This is a genomic window from Halomonas sp. PAMB 3232 (assembly GCF_031954225.1).
In the GTDB taxonomy this organism is placed as follows: domain Bacteria; phylum Pseudomonadota; class Gammaproteobacteria; order Pseudomonadales; family Halomonadaceae; genus Vreelandella.
On sequence record NZ_CP134865.1, the window covers coordinates 2,487,072 to 2,508,759 of the forward strand.

The 21,688-nt window shown below is 62.5% G+C and carries 19 protein-coding genes and 5 tRNA genes; 16 read left to right on the forward strand and 8 right to left on the reverse strand.

Going from position 1 to position 21,688, the window contains the following annotated elements:
- Nucleotides 1–154 precede the first annotated feature (154 nt).
- The 9 genes from RN346_RS11375 (at nucleotide 155) to RN346_RS11415 (ending at nucleotide 7,423) form a co-directional block, all read left to right on the forward strand.
- Nucleotides 155–1,933 carry a tetratricopeptide repeat protein gene (locus tag RN346_RS11375; RefSeq protein WP_311961180.1) on the forward strand — a complete coding sequence of 593 codons (1,779 nt, stop codon included), beginning with the start codon at nucleotides 155–157 and terminating at the stop codon, nucleotides 1,931–1,933.
- Nucleotides 1,934–1,998: 65 nt separating this feature from the next.
- Complete coding sequence (lolB, locus tag RN346_RS11380) at nucleotides 1,999–2,652, forward strand: lipoprotein insertase outer membrane protein LolB (protein WP_311958290.1); 654 nt, start codon at nucleotides 1,999–2,001, stop codon at nucleotides 2,650–2,652.
- 24 nt (nucleotides 2,653–2,676) lie between these two features.
- On the forward strand, nucleotides 2,677–3,519 hold the full coding sequence (gene ispE / locus RN346_RS11385) for a 4-(cytidine 5'-diphospho)-2-C-methyl-D-erythritol kinase (protein ID WP_311962712.1): 843 nt from the start codon (nucleotides 2,677–2,679) through the stop codon (nucleotides 3,517–3,519).
- A 30-nt stretch (nucleotides 3,520–3,549) separates the two neighbouring features.
- Nucleotides 3,550–3,624, forward strand: a tRNA-Gln gene (locus RN346_RS11390).
- A gap of 59 nt (nucleotides 3,625–3,683) precedes the next feature.
- Complete coding sequence (locus RN346_RS11395; RefSeq protein WP_252109137.1) at nucleotides 3,684–4,625, forward strand: ribose-phosphate pyrophosphokinase; 942 nt, start codon at nucleotides 3,684–3,686, stop codon at nucleotides 4,623–4,625.
- A gap of 114 nt (nucleotides 4,626–4,739) precedes the next feature.
- On the forward strand, nucleotides 4,740–5,372 hold the full coding sequence (locus RN346_RS11400; RefSeq protein WP_263586691.1) for a 50S ribosomal protein L25/general stress protein Ctc: 633 nt from the start codon (nucleotides 4,740–4,742) through the stop codon (nucleotides 5,370–5,372).
- 135 nt (nucleotides 5,373–5,507) lie between these two features.
- The gene (gene pth / locus RN346_RS11405; RefSeq protein WP_311961181.1) at nucleotides 5,508–6,089 is read left to right on the forward strand and encodes an aminoacyl-tRNA hydrolase; all 582 of its coding nucleotides are present in this window, start codon (nucleotides 5,508–5,510) and stop codon (nucleotides 6,087–6,089) included.
- A 59-nt stretch (nucleotides 6,090–6,148) separates the two neighbouring features.
- Nucleotides 6,149–7,240 (forward strand): redox-regulated ATPase YchF, encoded by a 1,092-nt coding sequence (ychF, locus tag RN346_RS11410; protein ID WP_311961182.1) that lies wholly within the window; start codon nucleotides 6,149–6,151, stop codon nucleotides 7,238–7,240.
- Between the two features lie 106 nt (nucleotides 7,241–7,346).
- Nucleotides 7,347–7,423, forward strand: a tRNA-Met gene (locus RN346_RS11415).
- Between the two features lie 65 nt (nucleotides 7,424–7,488).
- Here RN346_RS11415 and RN346_RS11420 read toward each other — a convergent pair.
- On the reverse strand, nucleotides 7,489–8,811 hold the full coding sequence (locus tag RN346_RS11420) for a M18 family aminopeptidase (protein WP_311961183.1): 1,323 nt from the start codon (nucleotides 8,809–8,811) through the stop codon (nucleotides 7,489–7,491).
- A 138-nt stretch (nucleotides 8,812–8,949) separates the two neighbouring features.
- Between RN346_RS11420 and RN346_RS11425 the strand changes: the two genes are divergently transcribed.
- Complete coding sequence (locus tag RN346_RS11425; protein WP_263586687.1) at nucleotides 8,950–11,034, forward strand: carboxy terminal-processing peptidase; 2,085 nt, start codon at nucleotides 8,950–8,952, stop codon at nucleotides 11,032–11,034.
- Nucleotides 11,035–11,254: 220 nt separating this feature from the next.
- Here RN346_RS11425 and RN346_RS11430 read toward each other — a convergent pair.
- The 3 genes from RN346_RS11430 to RN346_RS11440 form a co-directional block, all read right to left on the reverse strand.
- Nucleotides 11,255–11,330 (reverse strand) — tRNA-Asn (locus RN346_RS11430).
- A gap of 29 nt (nucleotides 11,331–11,359) precedes the next feature.
- Nucleotides 11,360–11,435 (reverse strand) — tRNA-Asn (locus RN346_RS11435).
- A gap of 49 nt (nucleotides 11,436–11,484) precedes the next feature.
- A tRNA-Asn gene (locus tag RN346_RS11440) sits at nucleotides 11,485–11,560 on the reverse strand.
- Nucleotides 11,561–11,746: 186 nt separating this feature from the next.
- On the opposite strand from RN346_RS11440, the gene miaB reads away from it, so the two are divergent.
- The 6 genes from miaB to RN346_RS11470 all read left to right on the forward strand — a co-directional run bounded on the left by miaB (nucleotide 11,747) and on the right by RN346_RS11470 (nucleotide 17,608).
- Complete coding sequence (miaB, locus tag RN346_RS11445; protein ID WP_311961184.1) at nucleotides 11,747–13,108, forward strand: tRNA (N6-isopentenyl adenosine(37)-C2)-methylthiotransferase MiaB; 1,362 nt, start codon at nucleotides 11,747–11,749, stop codon at nucleotides 13,106–13,108.
- 85 nt (nucleotides 13,109–13,193) lie between these two features.
- Complete coding sequence (locus RN346_RS11450) at nucleotides 13,194–14,279, forward strand: PhoH family protein (protein WP_263586685.1); 1,086 nt, start codon at nucleotides 13,194–13,196, stop codon at nucleotides 14,277–14,279.
- Complete coding sequence (gene ybeY, locus RN346_RS11455) at nucleotides 14,276–14,737, forward strand: rRNA maturation RNase YbeY (protein WP_263586684.1); 462 nt, start codon at nucleotides 14,276–14,278, stop codon at nucleotides 14,735–14,737. Before RN346_RS11450 ends, ybeY begins: the two co-directional genes overlap by 4 nt.
- 68 nt (nucleotides 14,738–14,805) lie before the next feature.
- Complete coding sequence (locus tag RN346_RS11460; protein ID WP_263586683.1) at nucleotides 14,806–15,699, forward strand: HlyC/CorC family transporter; 894 nt, start codon at nucleotides 14,806–14,808, stop codon at nucleotides 15,697–15,699.
- Between the two features lie 27 nt (nucleotides 15,700–15,726).
- Nucleotides 15,727–17,199 (forward strand): apolipoprotein N-acyltransferase, encoded by a 1,473-nt coding sequence (gene lnt, locus RN346_RS11465; RefSeq protein ID WP_311961185.1) that lies wholly within the window; start codon nucleotides 15,727–15,729, stop codon nucleotides 17,197–17,199.
- A gap of 70 nt (nucleotides 17,200–17,269) precedes the next feature.
- A complete protein-coding gene (locus RN346_RS11470; protein ID WP_311961186.1) occupies nucleotides 17,270–17,608 on the forward strand; it encodes a hypothetical protein in 339 nt (112 codons plus the stop codon).
- 112 nt (nucleotides 17,609–17,720) lie between these two features.
- On the opposite strand, the gene RN346_RS11475 is transcribed toward RN346_RS11470, so the two are convergent.
- The 4 genes from RN346_RS11475 to RN346_RS11490 form a co-directional block, all read right to left on the reverse strand.
- Complete coding sequence (locus RN346_RS11475; RefSeq protein WP_263586680.1) at nucleotides 17,721–18,299, reverse strand: SCO family protein; 579 nt, start codon at nucleotides 18,297–18,299, stop codon at nucleotides 17,721–17,723.
- A gap of 56 nt (nucleotides 18,300–18,355) precedes the next feature.
- On the reverse strand, nucleotides 18,356–18,811 hold the full coding sequence (locus tag RN346_RS11480) for a copper chaperone PCu(A)C (protein ID WP_263586679.1): 456 nt from the start codon (nucleotides 18,809–18,811) through the stop codon (nucleotides 18,356–18,358).
- Between the two features lie 166 nt (nucleotides 18,812–18,977).
- A complete protein-coding gene (phaC, locus tag RN346_RS11485; protein WP_311958295.1) occupies nucleotides 18,978–20,897 on the reverse strand; it encodes a class I poly(R)-hydroxyalkanoic acid synthase in 1,920 nt (639 codons plus the stop codon).
- Nucleotides 20,898–21,005: 108 nt separating this feature from the next.
- Complete coding sequence (locus tag RN346_RS11490) at nucleotides 21,006–21,467, reverse strand: phasin family protein (protein ID WP_263586677.1); 462 nt, start codon at nucleotides 21,465–21,467, stop codon at nucleotides 21,006–21,008.
- Between the last annotated feature and the right edge of the window lie 221 nt (nucleotides 21,468–21,688).

Below are 21,688 nucleotides of genomic sequence, written 5' to 3' on the forward strand. Positions count from 1 at the left end.
CCAATGAGACGGCTGCGGTGGTCGAAATTGCGCTGACACGAATCGTTTTCAAGGTGTAGCATTCTACCACAAACCACCCGGTTCTGGCGCCACCACTTTGCCGCAGCCCCGCAAGCCGCTATGCTGACAATTCGGCCACCTGATTGAGATACGCATGCCCTTTCGCGCGACATTAACGGGGTTACCCCGCTGGCCTTTGGCGGTCACGCTGTTGTTAAGCGGCTGTCAGGCGACGCCTTCGAGCTCGGTGGGCGGGCTACCCGCTTTCATCGATGACCCCATGGCCTCGGCGCCGCCGATCACGCGCGGGCTCGACGCCGAGGGGCTGCGCACGCTGTTGACCGCGGAAATGGCCGGCCAGCGCGGCGATTTTAGCCGCGCAAGCCAGGGGTATCTGGCCGCTTCACGCCGCTACCCGGTGGCAGCCCTTGCCGAGCGCGCCACCTTCGCCGCCCGTTTTGGCAACGACACCGCGCTCATGGAAACCTCGGCGCTGCGCTGGCGCGAGCTTGCACCCACCGCCCAGGGGCCCAATCAGTTTCTGGCCACGCTTTCGCTCTCGCGCGGCGATTGGCTCGACAGCCTCGAGCAGCGCCTGGCGATCGTTTCCGCCGGCGGCAACGGCGAGATCGCCGCGTTCGCCGAACTGGCGGTCGCGGAAAACGCCCCGCTTGGACTGTTGATCCGCCCGCTGCGCGATTTTCTCGACGAAAGCGCTGGGATCGCGCCGCTGGGTGACGAGCAGGAGGGCCAGGTTGATGTGCTGTTGGGAACCGCTTTGATCGAAGCCGCGCTTGGCAACACCGCCCAGGCCCAGGCGCGTCTGGACGAGGTCGCAAGCCAGGCCCCGGATCTTGAGTCGCTGTGGCTCGCCCGCGCCCGACTGGCGCTGGAAACCGGCGATCATCAGGGCGCGCGCCGCGCCGCGCGCCGCGGGCTCGAGCTTGCCCCCGACGACGTGCGCTTCGTACTCATGCTCGCCCAGGCCAACATTCGCCTCAATAACCTCACCCAGGCGCAGGAGCAGACCGACGCGCTGCTCGAGCGCCACGGCGGCGGGCCGGATTTGCGCGTGGCGCTGGCCCAGCTCTATCTGGAAGAGGGCCACCCGGACCCCGCCTACCGATTGCTGCAGCCGATGATCGGCGAAGAGAACATTCCGGATCTGGCCTACTTTCTTCTGGGCGCGATCGCTCAATCCGAAGGCGACATCGATAACGCCCTGATCTACTACCGTCAGGTGCGCGAGGGCAGCGAGTTCCTGCCCGCCCGGGCCGCCGCCGCGCAGATGCTGATCGAGGAGGATCGGCTGTTGGATGCGCGCGCCTTTTTACGCATCGAGCGGATGCGCTATGACGCCTACTTCAGCGATCTGGTGCTGCTGGAAGTACAGCTGCTCGACGGCCAAAATCTCGCAAGCGAGGCCGACGCCCTGCTCGACCGCGAGCTCGCCCGCACCCCCGCCGATACCGGCCTTCGCTACCTGCGGGCCATGCGCGCCTTCGAGCGCGGTGACCTTGCGGCCATGGAGCGCGATCTGCGCTACATCATTCGCAGCGAGCCGGACAACGCCAACGCGCTCAACGCGCTGGGTTACACGCTGGCAGACACGGATTCCGGCGAACGGCTTGAGGAGGCCCGAGCGCTCATCGAGCGCGCTTATGAGCTCGAGCCGGACAACCCGGCGGTGCTGGATAGCATGGGCTGGGTGCTGTTCAAACAGGGCGAGCCCGACGAGGCGCTCTCCTGGCTCGAAACCGCGTTTGCCCAGATGCCGGACCAGGAGGTCGCCGCGCACCTGGCCGAGGTCCTCGATGCGCTGGGCCGCGTTGATAAGGCACGCGCCATCGTTCGCCGCTTCCAAACCGGGCGTGGCGATACCCCGGCGCTCGACGAGCTCTTGCGCCGCCGCCCGGCGCTTGGCACGCCTTGAGACACCCTCTTTAACCCTTTTTATTCTGAATGAATCAGAATGCATCACCGATACGGAGCTTCACCATGTTGACCGCTTACTCGAACGCCTCGCCTTTCAGCGCCTGGGCCCGCCCGGCAAAAGCCTTTCTGACCGGCGCCGCACTATTGGCGCTGGCCGGGTGCGCCACCCAGGCCCCGATGGACGACAGCGGCCGACAAGAGGGCCAGTGGGAGCGCCAGCAGGCCGAGGTCGAAGCGTTCGATAGCTGGACGCTGATCGGCAAGGCCGGGCTTAGAACTCCGGACGAGAACACCAGCGCCAACCTGGACTGGAACCAGACGCCGTTTTACTTTCGCATGCTGATCAGCGGCCCCTTCGGCGGCGGGCGCAGCGTGCTGGAAGGCCGCGAGGGCCGCTTCTCGCTGACCACCGGTGAAGGCCGTTTCGAAGCCGAAACGCCGGAGGCGCTGATGGAGGAGCAGCTTGGCTGGTCGCTGCCGGTACGCGCCATGCCCGACTGGGTACGGGGCCTTCCAGGCGATGACTCCGACTATCAGCTCGAAACCGACGAGCTCGGCTTTCCGCGTCATCTGGAGCAGGACGGCTGGGAGATCGACTACCGCGACTGGGAAGAGGTCGAAGAGATGTGGCTGCCGCGGCGTCTGGTCATGAACTATGACGAGGTGCGCATCACTCTGGTGGTGAACCAGTGGCGCCCGCGCGACGACCAGGAGTAAGCGGTGACAGGCACGACGTCTACCATGAAGCTTCCGGCACCGGCGAAGCTCAACCGCATGCTGCACGTAACCGGCCGCCGTGAGGATGGCTACCATACGCTGCAGACGCTTTTTCAGTTCATCGACCTGCAGGACAGGATCACGCTCTCGCCGCGAGACGATGGAGTGATCGCGCTCGAAAACGACGTCGATGGCGTGAGCTTCGATGACAACCTGATGGTGCGCGCCGCGCGCACCCTGCTGCCCTACCGCCGTGACGCGAACCAGGGCGTAAGCCTTGGCATCGATAAGCGCCTGCCCATGGGCGGAGGCTTGGGCGGCGGCAGCTCCAATGCCGCCACGGTACTGGTCGGGCTCAACCGGCTATGGAAGCTCGAGCTCTCGCTGACGGCACTGGCGGGCATCGGGCTCTCGCTGGGCGCCGATGTGCCGGTGTTCGTTCATGGCCATAGCGCCTGGGCCGAGGGCGTGGGTGAGGTGCTTACCCCGGTCACCCTCGACACGCCCTGGTTCGTGGTGATCCACCCGGGGGTGAGCGTGTCGACCCCAGCCATCTTCCAGGACCCGGAATTGACACGCGCAAGCCGCCCCATTACTATGGCGCGCGCACTGCAGGGGGGAGCGGCCACGTGGCGTAACGACTGTGAAGCAACGGTCAAAAAACGCTATCCGCCGATCGCTTGTGCGCTCGAGTGGCTCGAGCAGTTCGCACCCGGCCGCGTAACCGGCACCGGCGCGTGTCTGTTTGCCGCGTTTGAAACCCAACGCGATGCAAACGCCGTCGCTGAACAGGCGGGCCAACGCTATCAGGCTTGGGTGACGCGCGGGCTCAACACCTCTCCTCTACACGATGCGCTGGGACGCTGAAAGCGCCCGGTCATCACATTGGGTTATTGCTGGGGTATCGCCAAGTGGTAAGGCACCGGTTTTTGGTATCGGCATTCCCAGGTTCGAATCCTGGTACCCCAGCCAACCTGCCCATGATCCAACGTTTTCTCCCCTGATCCCCAACGCTGCAAAGGTGGCTGCACGTGTCAAAATTGATGGTTTTCACCGGGAACGCCAATCCCGAACTCGCTCGTAAAGTGGCTGAGAGCCTGGACAGCCGGATGGGCAACGCCACGGTGGGCCAGTTCAGCGACGGCGAGATCGCAGTCGAGATCAATGAGAACGTGCGTGGCAAGGATGTCTTCATTCTCCAGTCCACCTGTGCCCCGACCAACGACAACCTGATGGAGCTGATCCTGATGGTTGACGCCCTGCGTCGCGCCTCGGCGACCCGCATCACCGCGGTGCTGCCCTACTTCGGCTACGCGCGCCAGGATCGTCGCGTGCGCTCCGCCCGCGTGCCCATCTCCGCCAAGGTCGTGGCCGACATGATGGTCAAGGCCGGCGTCGACCGCGTGATGACCATGGATTTGCACGCCGACCAGATTCAGGGCTTTTTCGACGTGCCGGTGGACAACGTCTACGGCTCGCCGATCCTGCTCGACGACATCGAGCGCCAGAACTACGACGATCTGGTCGTGGTCTCGCCGGATGTCGGCGGCGTGGTGCGCGCGCGCGCCATCGCCAAGCAGCTCAACGCCGATCTCGCCATCATCGACAAGCGTCGCCCCCAGGCCAACCAGGCCCAGGTGATGCACATCATCGGCGAGATCGAAGGCCGCACGTGCGTGGTGGTCGACGACATGATCGACACCGCCGGCACGCTCTGCAAGGCCGGCGAAGCACTCAAGGACCACGGCGCCGCGCGCGTGGTGGCCTATGCTACACACCCGATCTTGTCTGGCCCCGCCATCGACAACATCACAAGCTCCGTACTGGATGAAGTGGTCGTGGCCGACACTATTCCGCTCGCCGACCATGCGCGTCGCAGCGGTAAAATTCGCCAGTTGAGCGTTGCCGGCCTGATTGCGGAAGCGATCCGCCGGGTCAGCAACGAAGAATCCGTCAGCGCGATGTTCCACTAACCGTTCACGCGAGCGTGGACACCGCCTGACGTTATAGCCCCCTCGGGGCCCTGAAAGCGTCGTCGACTGGTCGCGGTCGGCGGGGTTTTCTTACTTAAACCAAGAGGCACCAACATGTCCGATTTTACTTTGAAAGCCGACGTTCGTAACGACCTGGGGAAAGGTGCGAGCCGCCGCCTGCGTCGTGCGAACCAGCAAGTTCCCGCCGTGATCTACGGTGGCGAAACAGCGCCTGTCTCCATCGCCGTCGAAAAGACCGCGTTCTACAAGGCGATCGAAGACGAGTCCTTCTTCTCCTCGGTCATCACGCTGGACGTCGAAGGCAAGCAGGAGCAGGTCGTCGTTCGTGATCTGCAGCGTCACCCCTACAAGCCGCTGCTGACTCATGCCGACTTCATGCGCGTTGACGCCACCCACGAAATCACCATGAACGTGCCGCTGCACGTCGTGGGCGAAGCGAAGTGTGTCGGCATCAAGGACCAGGGCGGCGAGCTGCACGTGCTGAACAACGAAGTGGCGATCAGCTGCTTGCCGAAAGACCTGCCGGACTACCTGGAAGTCGACATTTCGAGCGTCGAGCTGGGTACCACCCTGCACCTGTCCGACCTGACCCTGCCGGCCGGCGTTTCTTCCGTGGATCTTGCCCACGGCGAAGAGCACGACCACGCCATCCTCAACATCACCGCGATCAAGGATCGTGTTGAAGACGAGGAAGAAGGGGAAGGCGAAGAAGGCAGCGCCGAGTAAGCGCAGTCGTCATTACTCCCGTGCAGATTGGGCCATGCCCGCATGGCCCATGAATGCTAAAATCAAGCGCTTCGGCGCTTGATTTTTTTTGTCGGGCCAGCGGCCGAGACACTTTTGAACGTTGGAGGTGGGAACATGAGCCAGGTAACGGCGATCATTGGGCTGGGTAACCCCGGCCCCGAATACGACGCAACGCGCCACAACGCCGGGTTCTGGCTGGTGGACGCGCTGGCGCGACGCGCCCATACCGAGCTTCGCCCGGAAAAGAAGTTCCTCGGGCGCTATGCCAAGGCGCAGCTCGACGGTCATGAACTTCACCTGTTGAACCCCACCACCTTCATGAATCGAAGCGGCGCCTCAGTGGCCGCGCTTTGCCAGTTTTTCAAGCTCGCCCCGGACAACCTGCTCGTCGTCCACGACGAGCTCGACCTGCCGCCGGGCCAGGCGCGCTTCAAGACCGGCGGCGGCCACGGCGGCCATAACGGCCTGCGCGACATCATCAGCGCTTTGGGCAACCAGAACGCCTTCCACCGGCTGCGTATCGGTATCGGTCATCCGGGCGAGGCACGCCAGGTGGTTCACTACGTATTGAATCGCCCGGGCAAAAGCGAGCAGGAAGCGATCGACCACGCTATTCAGGCGTGCGAGACCACCCTCCCCCTGGCGCTCAAAGGCGACTGGGCGAAAGCCATGAACCAGCTCCATAGCGTAAAATAGCCAAACGTTTCCATTTCAAGGCGGCTTTCTATCAAGCGCGCCCCGGTCAGGACATTCCCATGGGTTTTAACTGCGGTATCGTTGGCCTACCCAACGTAGGCAAATCCACGCTCTTCAACGCGCTCACCAAATCCGGCATCGATGCGGAAAACTTTCCGTTTTGCACCATCGAGCCCAACGTCGGGATCGTGCCGATGCCGGATCCGCGCCTCGACAAGCTCGCCGAGATCGTCAAGCCTCAGAAGGTACTGCCCACGACCATGGAGTTCGTGGATATCGCGGGCCTGGTGGCCGGCGCCTCCAAAGGCGAGGGCCTCGGTAACAAGTTTTTGGCCAACATTCGCGAAACCCAGGCGATTGCCCACGTGGTGCGCTGCTTCGATAACGACAATGTGATTCACGTAGCCAACCAGGTCGACCCACGTGCGGACATCGAGACCATCAACCTGGAGCTGGCGCTCGCCGACCTCGACACCGTCGAAAAGGCCAGTCAGCGGCTGGTACGCTCGGTAAAGGGTGGCGACAAGGATGCGGTGGCGACCAAGACGATTCTGGACAAGATCCAGCCGCACCTGGCCGAGGGCATGCCGCTTCGAAGCTTCGGGCTCTCTGATGACGAAAAGCAGCAGGTGAAGAGCTTCGGCTTTTTGACCCTGAAGCCGACGATGTACATCGCCAACGTCAACGAGGACGGCTTCGAGAACAATCCGTATCTCGATATCGTCCGTCAAATTGCCGAAGAGGAAGGCGCGGTGGTGGTACCGGTGTGCAACCAACTTGAAGCCGAAATCGCCGAGCTCGACGACGAAGAGCGCAGCGTCTTTCTCGAAGAGATGGGCATGGAGGAGCCGGGGCTCGACCGCGTCATTCGCGCCGGCTACGCCCTTTTGGGCCTGCAAACCTACTTCACTGCCGGGGTGAAGGAAGTGCGCGCCTGGACCGTGAAACAGGGCGCCACCGCCCCGGAAGGCGCCGGTGTCATCCACACCGACTTCCAGAAAGGCTTCATCCGCGCCGAAGTCATCGCCTATGACGATTTCGTGAGCCTGGGCGGCGAACAGGGTGCCAAGGATGCGGGCAAGTGGCGCCTGGAAGGCAAGGAGTACATCGTCAAGGATGGCGACGTGATCCATTTCCGCTTCAACGTCTAGCGCTTGATTGAACGCCTGACGCACTCGGCGGCGGATAAACCCGCCGCCGAACAAGGAAGTACTTGACGAGCGGCGGCACGCTTTGTAATATTCGCCCCCGTTGAACGGCTACATAGCTCAGCTGGTTAGAGCACATCACTCATAATGATGGGGTCCCCTGTTCAAATCAGGGTGTAGCCACCAGCTTCAAAAAAAACCCGCTAACTTCGTTTAGCGGGTTTTTTGTGCGCCCGTGAAAAGTGTGCGCCTCAATAAAGCGCTGGGCGATTGAGGAAGGCGACCAGCGCGCGGGTCAGGTGTTCGACATCCCGGGTACCGGCGGTTTCACGAATCGAGTGCATCGCCCACTGTGGCACGCCCACGTCGATGGTCGGCACGCCGATTTCGGTGGCCGTGATGGGGCCGATGGTGCTGCCGCAGCCCATGTCGGCGCGGGTGACAAACGACTGCACCGGCACGCCCGACTCGCGGCACACGTCACGAAACAGCGCCCCGGTGACGCTGTTGGTCGCGTAGCGCTGGCTGGCGTTGACCTTGATCACCGGGCCGCCATTGATGGCCGGGCCGTGGCGCTCGTCGTGCTTGTCGCGAAAGTTGGGGTGCAGCGCGTGGGCGTTATCGCAGGAGATCATCACGGACGACTGAATCAGCTGAATCAGCGCCTCCTCGCCCCCCTTCCCGACCTGGGCATTGATGCGCCGGAGCACGTCGCCCAAAAACGGCCCCTGAGCGCCGCAGGCGCTGGCGCTGCCCACTTCCTCGTGATCGTTGGCGATGAGCAGCGCGCCCTGCTCACCGTCGCACGCCAGAAGCGCCTCCAGCCCCATGAAGCATGACAGCAAGTTATCCAGCCGGGCGCTGGCCACCAGCTCACGCCCCACCCCGACCAGCGACGGCGGCTGCAGATCGTAAAAGCCGAGCTCGAAATCGACGACCTCGATGCCCTTGAGGCCGTGTTCACGCTCAAGCCAGCCCTTCAACAGCGAATCGAGCGTAGCGTCGCCGCTTTGCATCAGTACCGGCGCCATTTGGGTTTGCGGATTGATCGCTCGGCCGGCGTTGACGTCACGATCCAGATGGATCGCCAGGCTCGGGATCATGGCCACGGGATCCGCCACGTTGAGCAGCACGCTTTCGAGTCGGCCGTCGGCGTGGCGAACGTGCACCCGCCCGGCCAAGCCCAGATCACGATCGAACCAGGGCGCGAGCAGCACGCCGCCGTAGACCTGCACGCCAAGCTGTAGCCAGCCCGCCGAGCGCTGGGTCGCCTCGGGCTTCAATCTGAGCCCGGGGCTGTCGGTGTGCGCGCCGATCATGCGAAGGCTTTCGAGGCCGTTTTTATCGCCGGCGGGCAGTTGAAAGGCGATTATCGAGGAGTCGTTGCGGGTCACGACGTAGCGCTTGCCCGCCTCGAGCGTCCAGTCGGCGCGCTCGTCAAGGCGAATGAAGCCGTTTTCCTCGAGCCGACGAGCCATCGAGCGGGTCGCGTGCCAGGGCGTGGGCGAGCCCGCCAGAAAATCGCACAGCCGCGCCAAACGCGGCGCATCAAAAGAAGTGTCGAGCGCGGTCAAATCAATGCCCTCTATCAGAAAATCAGTGAGTATCACAGAGTAAATGACCTGCTACAATGCTCTTGGCCTGCGTAACTCATGGGCTGACTGAATGTCCAGAGGACACGAGTGACTATAAATTCCGGGAGAGCCTGACTGATGAGCTTGTTTGTAACGCTTACGCGCTCGGCCGCCGTTGCCGTGATGCTGGCCGTCGCCAGCCCGGCGCTTGCGCAACTCGCGCCGACCGACGAACAGCGCCAAGCGGCAGTGGAGATTGGGGATGCGCTGCGCTACGGCCACTACGCCAATATCGACTTCGACGCACAGTGGTCTCAGGAGGCCTTCCAGCGCTATCTGGATATTCTGGACAACCAGCGTAGCTATCTGCTCAGTCGCGACATCGAGCCCTACCGCCACCTGGAAGAGGACATGGATCAGGTGCTGTTCGAAGGTGACCTCGATGAGGCCTTCGAGCTCTACAACCGCCTGAGCGAGCGCCACACCGACCGCCTCGAATGGCTCTTGACCCGCCTGGACGACGGCCTCTCCTTCGAGTTCCAAAGCGACGAGCGCCTGGAAGTCGACCGCGAAGAAGCGCCATGGGCAACTCAGGAAAGCGAGCTCGACGAGCTGTGGCGCAAGCGTCTGGAAAACGACGCGCTGACCCTGTCGCTGGCCGACCAGGACGAAGAGGAGATCGAAGATAACCTGCGCCAGCGCTACGAAGGCCAACTCACGCGCCTGGAGCAGACCGAATCCGAAGACGTGTTCGGCATTTTGATGGCGGCGATCTCCAGCACCATCGACCCCCATACCGGCTATCTCTCACCGCGCCAGAGCGAATCCTTCGACATTCAGATGAGCCTGTCACTGGAGGGCATCGGCGCGCTGCTGCAGGCCGACGGCGAGTACGTGAAAGTCGCAAGCCTGGTGCCCGGCGGTCCCGCCGAGCGCGCCGGCGTGCTGGAACCCGCCGACCGTATCGTCGCCGTGGGACAGGACGAGGGCGAAATGGTCAACGTGGTGGGCATGCGCCTGGACAACGTGGTCGATCTGATCCGCGGGCCAAAAGGCTCCACGGTGCGCCTGGACGTGGTGCCCGCCCAGGCGGTCGACATGACCCGCTCGCACATCGTCGAGATCACCCGCGACACGGTCAGCCTCGAAGATCAGGCCGCTCAGAGCGAAGTGATCGAGGTCGAGCGCGACGGTGAGCCGCACAAGATCGGCGTGATCGACGTGCCCACCTTCTACGTCGACTTCGACGCCTGGCAGGCGGGCGAAGAGGAGTATCGCAGCACCACGCGCGACGTTGCCCAGGAGATCGAAGCGCTCAAGGCGGAAAACGTCGAGGGCATCGTGCTGGATCTGCGCAACAACGGCGGCGGCGCGCTGCAGGAAGCCAACTCGCTGATTGGGCTGTTCATCGACCGCGGTCCGACCGTGCAGGTGCGCGACGCCCAGGGGCGCATCCAGCTCTACGGCGACACCGATGCCGGTACGCTCTACGACGGCCCGCTCACTGTGCTCACCAACCGCCTCTCGGCCTCCGCCTCGGAAATCTTTGCCGGCGCGATTCAGGACTACGGCCGCGGCCTGGTGGTCGGCGCCGATACCTTCGGCAAGGGCACCGTTCAAACCCTCAACGAGCTGAGCCACGGCCAGATCAAGCTGACCCGCGCCAAGTTCTACCGCATTTCGGGAGATAGCACGCAAAACCGCGGCGTCGAACCGGATATCACGTTCCCCAGCCTGATCGACCCGGAGCGCATCGGCGAGAGCAGTCTCGATAACGCCCTGGCCTGGGATACGGTGCAAAACGTGCAGTATCGCCGCTACGGCAACCCGGAGGACTTCATTCCCGCGCTGACCATGCGCCATCAAAAGCGCGCCGCCGAGAACCCGAACTTCCGCTATCTGGAGCGCCAGTCGACGCTCGCCCGCCAGCTTCGCGAACAGCACACCACCGTGAGCCTGAACCGCGAGCAGCGCCAGCGCGAATTGGAAGCTCAGGAAGCCGAGCAGCTCTCGCTGGAAAACCAGCGCCGCCGGGCGCTGAACCTACCGGAGCTCGACGAGTGGCTCGACGCCCGCATGGACAACGCCAGCGGCGAGCCGATCGACGAAACCGAGGAAGAGGATGAAGAGATGCCGGTGGACCGCGCCCACGTGCTCGAAGCCGCCGAGATCATGCTCGACTACACCCACATGAAAAACGCCCAGCGCATGGCCCAGCGCTAAGCGCCGGAGCCACTCGAATCAGCCGCGCCCTTTCGAGGGTGCGGCTTTTTTCATGCCCGCACGGGCGTACTGAAGCGTGAAGAAGGATAAGAGCGTTTTAAGGACACGCAAATATCAGGCGCTGGAAAAGGCCTGTAATGACTGCCAGAGAGGCAAAGGAGTCAGTTGAATCGAACGAAGATGAACTGCAGAACCGGCGTGCGGTTAAAAAAGACGAGATTGGCTCCCCGAACAGGACTCGAACCTGTGACCCAATGATTAACAGTCATTTGCTCTACCAACTGAGCTATCGGGGAACGTCTTGAAATCGGTGCTTAGCGGCGGTTGGCTCCTCGAACAGGACTCGAACCTGTGACCCAATGATTAACAGTCATTTGCTCTACCAACTGAGCTATCGAGGAACTGCTTATGCTACCGCTTTTGCTAAGGCGTTTGAGGCGAGCCAGATGTTGGCTCCTCGAACAGGACTCGAACCTGTGACCCAATGATTAACAGTCATTTGCTCTACCAACTGAGCTATCGAGGAACTGCTCAAACACGGTGCGTAGTATACTCATAGAAACGCCTGGGTCAAGTATCGATTGTACAGCGCTAGCCGCTGGTTTGTTGTATCCGTATAATGACTGCCACTCTAAACGCACCGGCACGCGCCTGTGCCCGACCGATATTTCATTCATTTTCGTCCCAGACGATTCATAGACGACAGGTACCGATGGCGAAGAAGCTCTTCATCAAAACGCACGGCTGCCAGATGAACGAATACGACTCCTCTCGTATGGCGGACCTGCTGGGCGAGTCCCATCAAATGGAACTCACCGACAACGAGAAAGAAGCCGATGTAATCCTGCTCAATACCTGCTCCATTCGCGAGAAGGCCCAGGAAAAGGTGTTTCATCAGCTGGGGCGTTGGAAAAAGCTCAAGGACGCCAACCCGGATCTGGTGATCGGGGTCGGCGGCTGCGTGGCGAGCCAGGAAGGCGAGGCGCTGAGAAAGCGCGCGCCCCACGTGGATATGGTGTTCGGCCCGCAAACGCTGCACCGCATTCCAGCGATGATGGATGCGCGCAGCGATGCGGCGGCTTCCGGCGGCAACATGATCGCCGCGGTGGACGTCACCTTCCCGGAAATCGAGAAGTTCGACCACCTGCCAAAGCCCACCTCCGACGGCGCGACGGCGTTCGTGTCGATCATGGAAGGCTGCTCGAAGTACTGCACCTTCTGCGTGGTGCCCTACACCCGCGGCGAAGAGGTCTCGCGGCCTTTTGAGGCGGTGATGGACGAGGTCATTCACCTGGCCGACCAGGGCGTGCGTGAGATCAACCTGCTGGGTCAGAACGTCAACGCCTACCGTGGCGACAACCAGCTCGGTGAAGAGATCGATCTGGCCGAGCTGATCGCCTGCGTGGCGGCGGTGGAAGGTATCGACCGCGTGCGCTTCACCACCTCGCACCCGGTGGAGTTCACCGATAGCCTGGTCGAGGCTTACGCCGAGATTCCGGAGCTCGTGAGCCACCTGCACCTGCCGGTACAGTCCGGGTCTGACGCGATCCTGTCGGCGATGAAGCGCGGCCACACCCGCGACGAGTATATCGCCAAGATGGAGCGTATCCGCGCCAACCGCCCGGACATCAGTTTCTCGTCGGACTTCATCATCGGCTTTCCCGGTGAAACCGAGCAGGATTTCGAGGACACGATGGATCTGATCCACCGTATCGGCTTCGACCACTCCTTTAGTTTCGTCTACTCGGCGCGCCCGGGTACCCCGGCGTCCGGCCTCGAGGATGACACGCCGGAGAGCGTCAAGAAGCAGCGCCTGAAGATTTTGCAGGACCGCATTCTGCAGCAGGCCGGGCAGATCAGCCGACGCATGGTGGGCTCGACCCAGCGCATTCTGGTCACCGGCTTCTCGCCGAAGGACCCGGGCCAGCTCTCCGGGCGCACCGAGAACAACCGCGTGGTGAACTTTCGCGCCGCCAACCCGGCAGAGCTGATCGGCTACTTCGTCGATGTCGAGATTACCGAAGCGCTGCCCAACTCACTGCGCGGCGAGCTCGCCTCTCCCGAGCGATATTGAGGCTGATTTAGCCCAGGTAATTGCCCAGGTCCCGCCTGGGCATTAAGCTCTGAGTTACACACATCAACGAACGGGTCGACAACTTTTGAGCCAGCCATCCTCTCAGGCCAACCGCATCATCACTTTAAGCCTTGAACCCAACGATCCGCAGCGGCTAGCAAGCCTTTGCGGTCAGCGCGACGAGCACCTGAAACTGATCGAAGACCGGCTGGACGTCACGCTGAGAAACCGCGGCAACATCTTTCAGCTGGCGGGCCCGGCCAACCGTATCAAGGCGGCCTCGAACGTGCTGGAGCACCTGTACCGCGAAACCGCGGCCAGCGAACTCTCCCCGGACACCGTGCACCTATTCCTGCAGGAGTCGGGCCTCGAGGCGCTGGAAGACGAGGAAGAGAGCGAGGACGGCAGCGGTGACGTGATCATGCGCACGCCACGCACCATGATCAAACCGCGCGGCTTGAACCAGCAGCGCTACGTCACCAGTATCCGCGAGCACGACATCAACTTCGGCATCGGCCCGGCGGGTACCGGCAAGACCTACCTGGCGGTGGCCGCGGCGGTCGAAGCGCTCAACAGCCAGGAAGTGCGCCGTATTCTGCTCGTACGCCCGGCGGTCGAAGCCGGTGAGAAGCTCGGCTTTCTGCCAGGCGATTTGGCTCAGAAGATCGACCCGTACCTGCGCCCGCTCTACGACGCGCTTTACGAGATGATCGGCTTCGAGCAGGTCGCCAAGCTGATCGAGCGTCAGGTGATCGAAATTGCGCCGCTGGCCTACATGCGCGGGCGTACGCTCAACAACGCCTACATCATTCTCGATGAGAGCCAGAACACCACGCCGGAGCAGATGAAAATGTTCCTGACCCGGATCGGCTTTGGCTCGACGGCGGTGATCACGGGGGATGTGACCCAAGTCGACCTGCCCAAGGGCCAGCGCTCGGGGCTCATTCAGGTGCTCGACGTTTTGAAGGACACACCGGGGATCGGCGTGACCCACTTCGCCGCGAAGGACGTGGTGCGCCACCCCCTGGTTCAGCGCATCATCGAAGCGTACGACGCCTTCGAGTCCCAGCAGGAAGCCGAAGAGCGCGCCCAGCGCGAAGCGCGCCAGCAGGAGCGCGAAGCCCGAATGGCCGCGCGTGACAGCGCCCCGCGCTGGGACGGCGGGCGATGACCGATATCGTGATCGACCGCCAGGTGGCGGTCAGCGCCGACGATCTCCCGACGCTTTCACAGCTCACCCACTGGGTGGGCTGTGTGTTTTCCGAGCACCCGGAGGATTCACGCCACGAGCTGACCATCCGCTTCGTCGAACCCGACGAAAGCCAGGCGCTGAACCGCGACTACCGCGGCAAGGACAAGCCGACCAACGTGCTCTCCTTCCCCTTCGAAAGCCCGCCGGGCGTGGATCTTCCACTATTGGGCGATCTGGTGATCTGCCATGATGTTGTCGCCCGCGAGGCCGGCGAGCAGCAGAAATCGCCGAGTGATCACTACGCCCACATGGTGATTCACGGCACGCTGCACCTGCTGGGGTACGATCATATCGACGACGACGAGGCCGAGGTCATGGAGGCGCTGGAGCGAAAGCTTCTGGCCCGCCTTGATATCGCCGACCCCTACTGCGTATAACGTTCACTTTCGACGTTTGACGCCACATTTGTCCGACACACTCGTTCGTAACCAAGAGACCTGACGCAATGAGCGAAGATCCATCGAGCACGTCCAATCAAAAATCCTGGCTCGAGAAACTCTTTAGCGCCCTCACCGGTGACTCCGATGAGCCCAGCTCCCGCGACGAGCTCCTCACCTTCCTGCGCCACACCGCCGGCAAGCTGAAGCTCGACCAGGACGCCATCATGATCATCGAAGGCGCGCTCGAAATCAGCGACCAGCAGGTGCGCGAAATTCTCATTCCCCGCTCCCAGGTCTCGGCGATCGCCATCGATCAAGCCAGCGACGGCTACCTGCCACTGATTCAGGAAACCGGCCATTCGCGCTACCCGGTGATTGGTGAGAACCTCGATGACATCAAGGGCATCCTGCTGGTCAAGGATCTGCTGCCACTGCTCTCCCAGTCCCAGGAGCGCCGCGACGCCTTCATGTTGGAGGACGTGCTGCGCCCGGCGATGTTCATTCCCGAGTCCAAGCGGCTCAATAGCCTGCTCAAGGAGTTTCGCGATACTCATAACCACATGGCGATCGTGGTCGACGAGTACGGCGGCACCGCGGGCATCATCACCATCGAGGACATTCTCGAGCAGATCGTTGGCGATATCGAAGACGAGCACGATACCGACGAAGAGGACGCCATCCGCCGACTCGACAACGGCCATTTCGCCATCCGCGCGCTCACCCCGATCGAGGACTTCAACGAGCGCTTCGATACCGACTTTTCCGACGACGAGTTCGACACCGTCGGCGGGCTGGTCATGCAGCAGTTCGGCCATTTGCCCGGGCGCGGCGAGTACACCTGCTTCGGCGGCTGGCGCTTTACCGTGCTCAACGCCGATAATCGCCGGATTCGCCTGCTCGAAGCGCATCCTGACACCAGTGACGCGTCCGGCTCGGCCGATACCGACGACGCCGATTGACGCCACCGCTAACAGGATGACACGACCGTGTTGACGTCCCCTTTTGCGCTTCAAGTGCTGGCCGCGCTGGTGGCCGGCGGCTTTACTACGCTGACCGCCTCTCCCTTCGAGCTGTGGTGGCTCGGCCCTGTCGCCGTGGCGCTGCTGTTTTTCGGCCTCGAGCGCCTCACCCCGGCGCAGGCCGCGCTCAAGGGCTGGGCGTACGGGGTGGCGCTGTTTGCCAGCGGTACCTCCTGGGTCTACGTCTCGATTCACGACTACGGGTATACCGGCGTGCCGCTGGCGGTATTTCTGACCGCGCTGTTCGTGACGGTGCTGGCGCTTTTCTACGCGCTGACGTTCTGGGTGTTTCGGCGCTTTTTCGCGACCCGCCTGACGTTCTTGAGCTTCGCCGGGCTCTGGGTACTGGGCGAGGTGCTGCGCACCTATCTCTTCACCGGCTTTCCCTGGCTGCTGCTGGGCTCGGGCTACGTCGACTCGCCCTTGGCCGGCTGGGCGCCGCTGGGCGGCGTCTATCTCTTGTCGCTGCTGGTCGCGCTCAGCGCCACGCTGCTGGTCGGCGTGCTGCGCCGGCGCTTTTGGATGGCGCTACCGCTGGCGGCGATCTGGCTGATACCGCTGGCGCTTCCGAGCCAGTGGACCACGCCGGCCGCCACGCCGACGCGTGTGGCGCTGTTACAAGGCAATCTTTCCCAGCTGATCAAGTGGACGCCGGAAGGCCAGCGCGCCGCCGCCAACATCTACAGTGAGCTGACCCGCTCGGTCGCTGACGACGCCGAGCTGATCCTCTGGCCGGAAACCGCGGTACCGATGTTCGAGTACCAGGCGCGGCCGGTGCTCGAGCGCATCCAGGCCACGCTTTCGCCGGACACGTCGCTTCTGACCGGCATCGTTCAGCTGGACGAAGAGAATCGCTACTTCAACAGCGTGATCGGCGTAGGCAACGTCACCGGCAGCTACCAGAAATCGCATCTGGTGCCCTTTGGTGAGTACCTGCCGCTGGAGAGCCTTCTGCGCGGGGCGATCGACTTTTTCGACCTGCCCATGTCGAGCTTCACCAAAGGCGATGCAGTGCAGGTGCCGATGCAGGTCGGCGATCTGCGCATCGGTAACGCGATCTGCTATGAAATAATTTATCCACAGCTGGTGGCCAGCCGGGCGCTGGAGAGCGATGTGATCGTCACGATTTCCAACGACACCTGGTTCGGCGCCTCGATCGGCCCGCACCAGCACCTGCAGATGGCGCGCCTGCGGGCGCTGGAAAACGGCCGCTATGTGCTGCGCGCCACCAGCAACGGCATTACCGCGATCATCGACGCCCATGGCCAGGTGGTGAGCCGCGCGCCGCAGTTCGAAGCCACGGCGCTGACCGGCGAGTTCTACGCCATGACGGGGCAAACGCCCTTCACCCGCCTGGGCAGCTGGCCGGCCTGGCTTCTGGCCGCTCTAATGGGCGCGTCAGGCGTGGTGACCCGGCGCACGCGCACGACGCTGCTTTAAGCACCAGGGTGCGGCATTATGGAGCAGCCGGGGCGCTTGACCGGCTTTGGGGCGCTGGCATAATGACGCCATGACTACTTCTCGCCCGTTTCTACTGCTGATCGTCGCCCCGCTCGCCTTTACGGCGGTCATCGGGGCGGTGATTTTTGGCAATCAGGCGCTCTCCTCCAACAAGGTGGACGACGAGATTCGCCAGGCGATCGCCGCCGAGCTTGCGACCTCGGCAAGCGTCGAGCTTACCCAGCTGCAGGAAGTGCAGTACGGCTACGGCGTGTGCGGGCTCTACCAGACCGCCGAGTCCGACAAGGGCCTCGCCTCGTTTTTCTACGACACCACCAACCATCGCCTGATTCTGGACGTGAACTCCCGCGCCTACACCGCCAACTGCGGGCTCTCGTCGGTCTGCTGACGCAAAACGGTCACTGCTCGATCACGGTTGTTCAATGATTGCCGTTAGCTGATGGTCGTATCCAAAAAAAGCGCCTTTTCAAGGCGCTTTTTTGCGTTGAGCGCATAAGCGCTTAGCCTTCGTCGATCACGCGGCGAAGGTCGGCCAGCACGTCCTGATTCGAATGCGGGTCGCGCACCAGAAAGCGCGGCTGGCCTTCATCGTTGAAGGCGAACACGGCGCTGGAGTGGTTGACGATGTAGTCCCCGCGCTCGTTGGGCTCCTCGAAGCTGTAGGCGATACGGTAGCGGTTGGTCAGCGCGTCGATCTCTTCCTTGTCGCCGGTCAGCCCGGTGAATTCCGGCCCGAAGGCGTCGGTATAGCGCTTGAGCACCTCCGGCGTGTCCCGGTTCGGGTCCACGGAGATCAACAGCATCTGCACGTCGTCGCGCTCGTCGTCATCGAGCTCATTGAATATCGAGGCGAAGCGTGCCAGCGTCAGCGGGCAGACGTCCGGGCACTGGGTGTAACCGAAATACACCAGCGTCGTCTTGCCCCGATACTCCTCGGCGCGAGCGGGCTCGCCATCGTCGTTGGTCAGCGAGAATTGAAGCGGCGGCATGATCTCTTCGATATCCGTGGTGCGAAACTCTTCGTCGCTACACCCGGCCAGCAAGGCGACCGCCAGCAGCGGCCACGCGACTTTTTGCATACTCGGTACTCTCCTTGCGATGGTCACGTTCTCGGCGATCCTCCAGGCGGCGCGTATCAAAGCGAGGTGGGCGAGACGACCTCGAAGGTCACCGGCAGCGTTTCGCCATCGAACTCGAGGGTCACCTCGACGCTGTCGCCCACGGCGAGCGGCACCACGCGCTCCATGAACATCAGGTGATGCCCACGCGGGGCAAAACTGAAGGTTTCTCCCGCCTCGACTTCGACATTCTCGACGCTTTGCATGTGCGCCATGCCCTCGTGCTCGCTGCTTTCGTGCATCTCGACCGCCTCGAACGCCTCGGTATCAGCGCCGGTGAGCGTGACCGCCTCGTCGCCGGCGTTCTCGAGATCGAAATAGCCGGCCCCTGGGGTATTACCGGGCAGCAGGCTCAGGCGCGCGTTGGACACGCTGATATCGCTTGCCTGAGCGCTCGCCGCGCCCAGCAACACGGCGGCGCCGAGCAGCGCTGACACGAGCGGGCGTGGGGTGTTGGATAAAACGTTCGCCATGACGAGGCTCCTGAGTGTTGAATCGAAACGACAGCGCCCAAAGCGCTTTGTTGATGGCTACTACCTTAGCGCTCTTTGGCGCCGCTGCCACCGCAATGCGACAATTTGTCCGTTAACGGCGCGCGTAAAAAAGCCCGGCGGTGCCGGGCCTTGAATGCGCTGGCGGCTATGCGCTGGTCGGCTCGCTGCCTGTGTCGTTTGGGCCATTGTTGGAGGTGGTTTCAGGCGCCTCTGCAGGTGCTTCTTCAGACGGCACTTCTCCCAGCACCTCGGGAATGGTTTGGCGCACGTAGCGCCCGGGCGCGGCTTCGATCACGCTGAGCTTGCCACTGCCGGGTACGCGGGCAGCCACGGTTTTCTGCGTATCGGCGTAGCCATTCTGGGTCATCCACGCCTGCCAGTGCGGCCACCAGGAGCCTTCGTGCGCCTGGGCGCCTTCGAGCCACTGCTCAGGCTCGGCGGGAAGTGCATCGTTGGTCCAGTAGCCGTACTTCTGCTTGTGCGGCGGATTGACGATACCGGCAATGTGGCCGGAGCCGCCCAGCACGAAGGTCACCGGCCCCTTGGGCAAAAGCGCGCCAAAGTAGGTGCTGTTCCACTTGGCGATGTGGTCCTCTTTCGTAGAGACGAAGTAGCTCGGCGTGGAAACCTTCGAAAGGTCGATCTTCACGCCGTCGAGCTCGATGCCGCCGGGCTCGACCAGCCGGTTCTCCAGATACATGTGGCGCAGGTACCAGCCGTGGGTCGACGCGGGCAGGTTGGTGCCGTCGGTGTTCCAGTAGAGCAGATCGAAGGCGGCGGGCACGTCGCCTTTCAAGTAGTTGTTGATGAAAAACGACCAGAACAGATCGTTTTCGCGCAGCAGGTTGAACGTGTAAGCCATTGAGCGCCCGTCAAGGTAACCCTTGAGGTTCATCGAGTGCTCGATGCCCTGCACCACGCCTTCGTTCAGGAACACGCCGATGTCGCCCGGGTCGCGGAAATCCTGCAGCGTGGCCATGTAGGTCACCGACTTCACCTTACGCCCGCGCCTAGTACTGTTGAGATACGCCACCGTCGAGGCAGTGAGCGTGCCGCCGACGCAGTAGCTCATCAGGTTCACGGATTTCTCGCCGCAGGCGCGCTCGATCGCCTCCATGGCGCTGATGGGCCCCAGCTGCATGTAATCCGCCCAGGTGATGTCGTGCTGCTCGGGCCCCGGGTTGCGCCAGGAGATCAGAAATACCGTGTGGCCCTGGTCGACGAGCCACTTCACCAGCGAGTTGTCCTCGCGCAGATCGAGAATGTAGTACTTGTTGATCCAGGGCGGCACGATCAAAAGCGGCGTCTTGAACACTTTCTCCGTGCTCGGCGTGTACTGAATCAGCTGCATCAGCTCGTTTTCATACACCACGGAGCCCGGAGTGACGGCGATGTTGTCGCCGATGCCGAAGGCCTGGCGGTCGGTCATGCGAACGTTGATCCCCTCGGCGGAGTTGGCCAGGTCCTCGCGAAGTCGCGAAAGCCCCTCGACGAGATTCTGCCCTTTGGTTTCCAGCGTCCGCCGTACCACTTCCGGGTTGGTGGAAATGAAGTTCGACGGCGACATGGCGCTGACGAGCTGGCGGGCGTAAAAGGTGAGGTTTCGCTTGCTCGCCCCTTCAAGACCGTCGAGGTTGCCGATCAAATCGTCGACGGACTGCGAAAACAGCAGGTACTGCTGCATTAGCGCCAGATAGAACGGCTCCTGGGTCCAGGCGTCGTCCTTGAACCGGCGATCGCCCCTGGCGGGCTGGATCAGCGGGGTCACCGACTCCCCGGAGAGCGTGCGCAGCCCCTGCTGCCACAAAAGCCACTGATCCTGCATCAGCCGCGCCTGGGTTTCCCACAAAAGCGTGGGGTTACCCATCAACGACCGGGCGGCGGCCTCGAAGCTTTGGCGCATGTCGCTGTACACGGAATCGGCGGCGTCGCTCGGCGCCATTTTGGCCAGAAGCTCTTCCATCAGGCCCTGATACTGCTCGCCGACTTTCTCAAGCGCCTCTCTCCAGACCACCAGCTCTTCCTGGCTGAGCCCTTCCGGCGCCGCACTCCACGCTGACTGCATAAGCCCCTCCCCTCATGCTCTCTCTTTTCGCACCCACTTCGCACTCGGTGCGCGCTTTATCCCTGGATCCAAAAAAGACGGCGCCCGAAGGCGCCGTATTGAAAGCGTTTACTTTTTACGCGTGGACTGGCTGCTGGGGTCGCTTTTGGCACCCCCCGCCTGCTCGCGCATTTGCTCGCCGGCGGCGCTGGCCTGTTCACGCATCTGCTGGCCGGCGTTGCTTGCCTGCTCGCTCATTTGGCGGCCAGCGTCGCTGAAGAGCTTCTCCATTTCGGATTTGAACTGCAGGCTCATCTCGCTCATCGCGCGGGCATCTTCCTGCATCTGCTCGGAGAGCTCTTTCATCATCTCGGCTTGCTTGGTCCCGAAGTTCTTCAGGCTTTCCGCGTCGCTGACATCGGTGGCCTTGCGCAGCCGGTCGGTGCCCATCTGGCTGTAACGCTGCATCGCGTCCAGCTGGTAGTGGGTGAGTTTTTCCATGTTGTCGAGCATCAGCGAGTTCATCTTGCGCATCGGCTCGAACATCTGGCGGGTCTGGCTACTGAAGGCGTCGAACATTTTATCCTGCATGGTCCTGTCTCCTTTCAAGGCAATGAGGCGGCATTCACGTTGGCAGATGGGTGTTGTAGTGCTTTTTCGTACGCGCCGCTTGAAGGCGATACCGCGTACTCCTATCCACGAAAGCAAAGCAGAAGGCACGCCTGCCTGCGGCCAAAGCGCTTTGCCACGCGTTGTCTTGCCCGTTCAGCGCCATCCAGAACCCGCTTTTGCGGCGTTTTTCAAACCAGAAG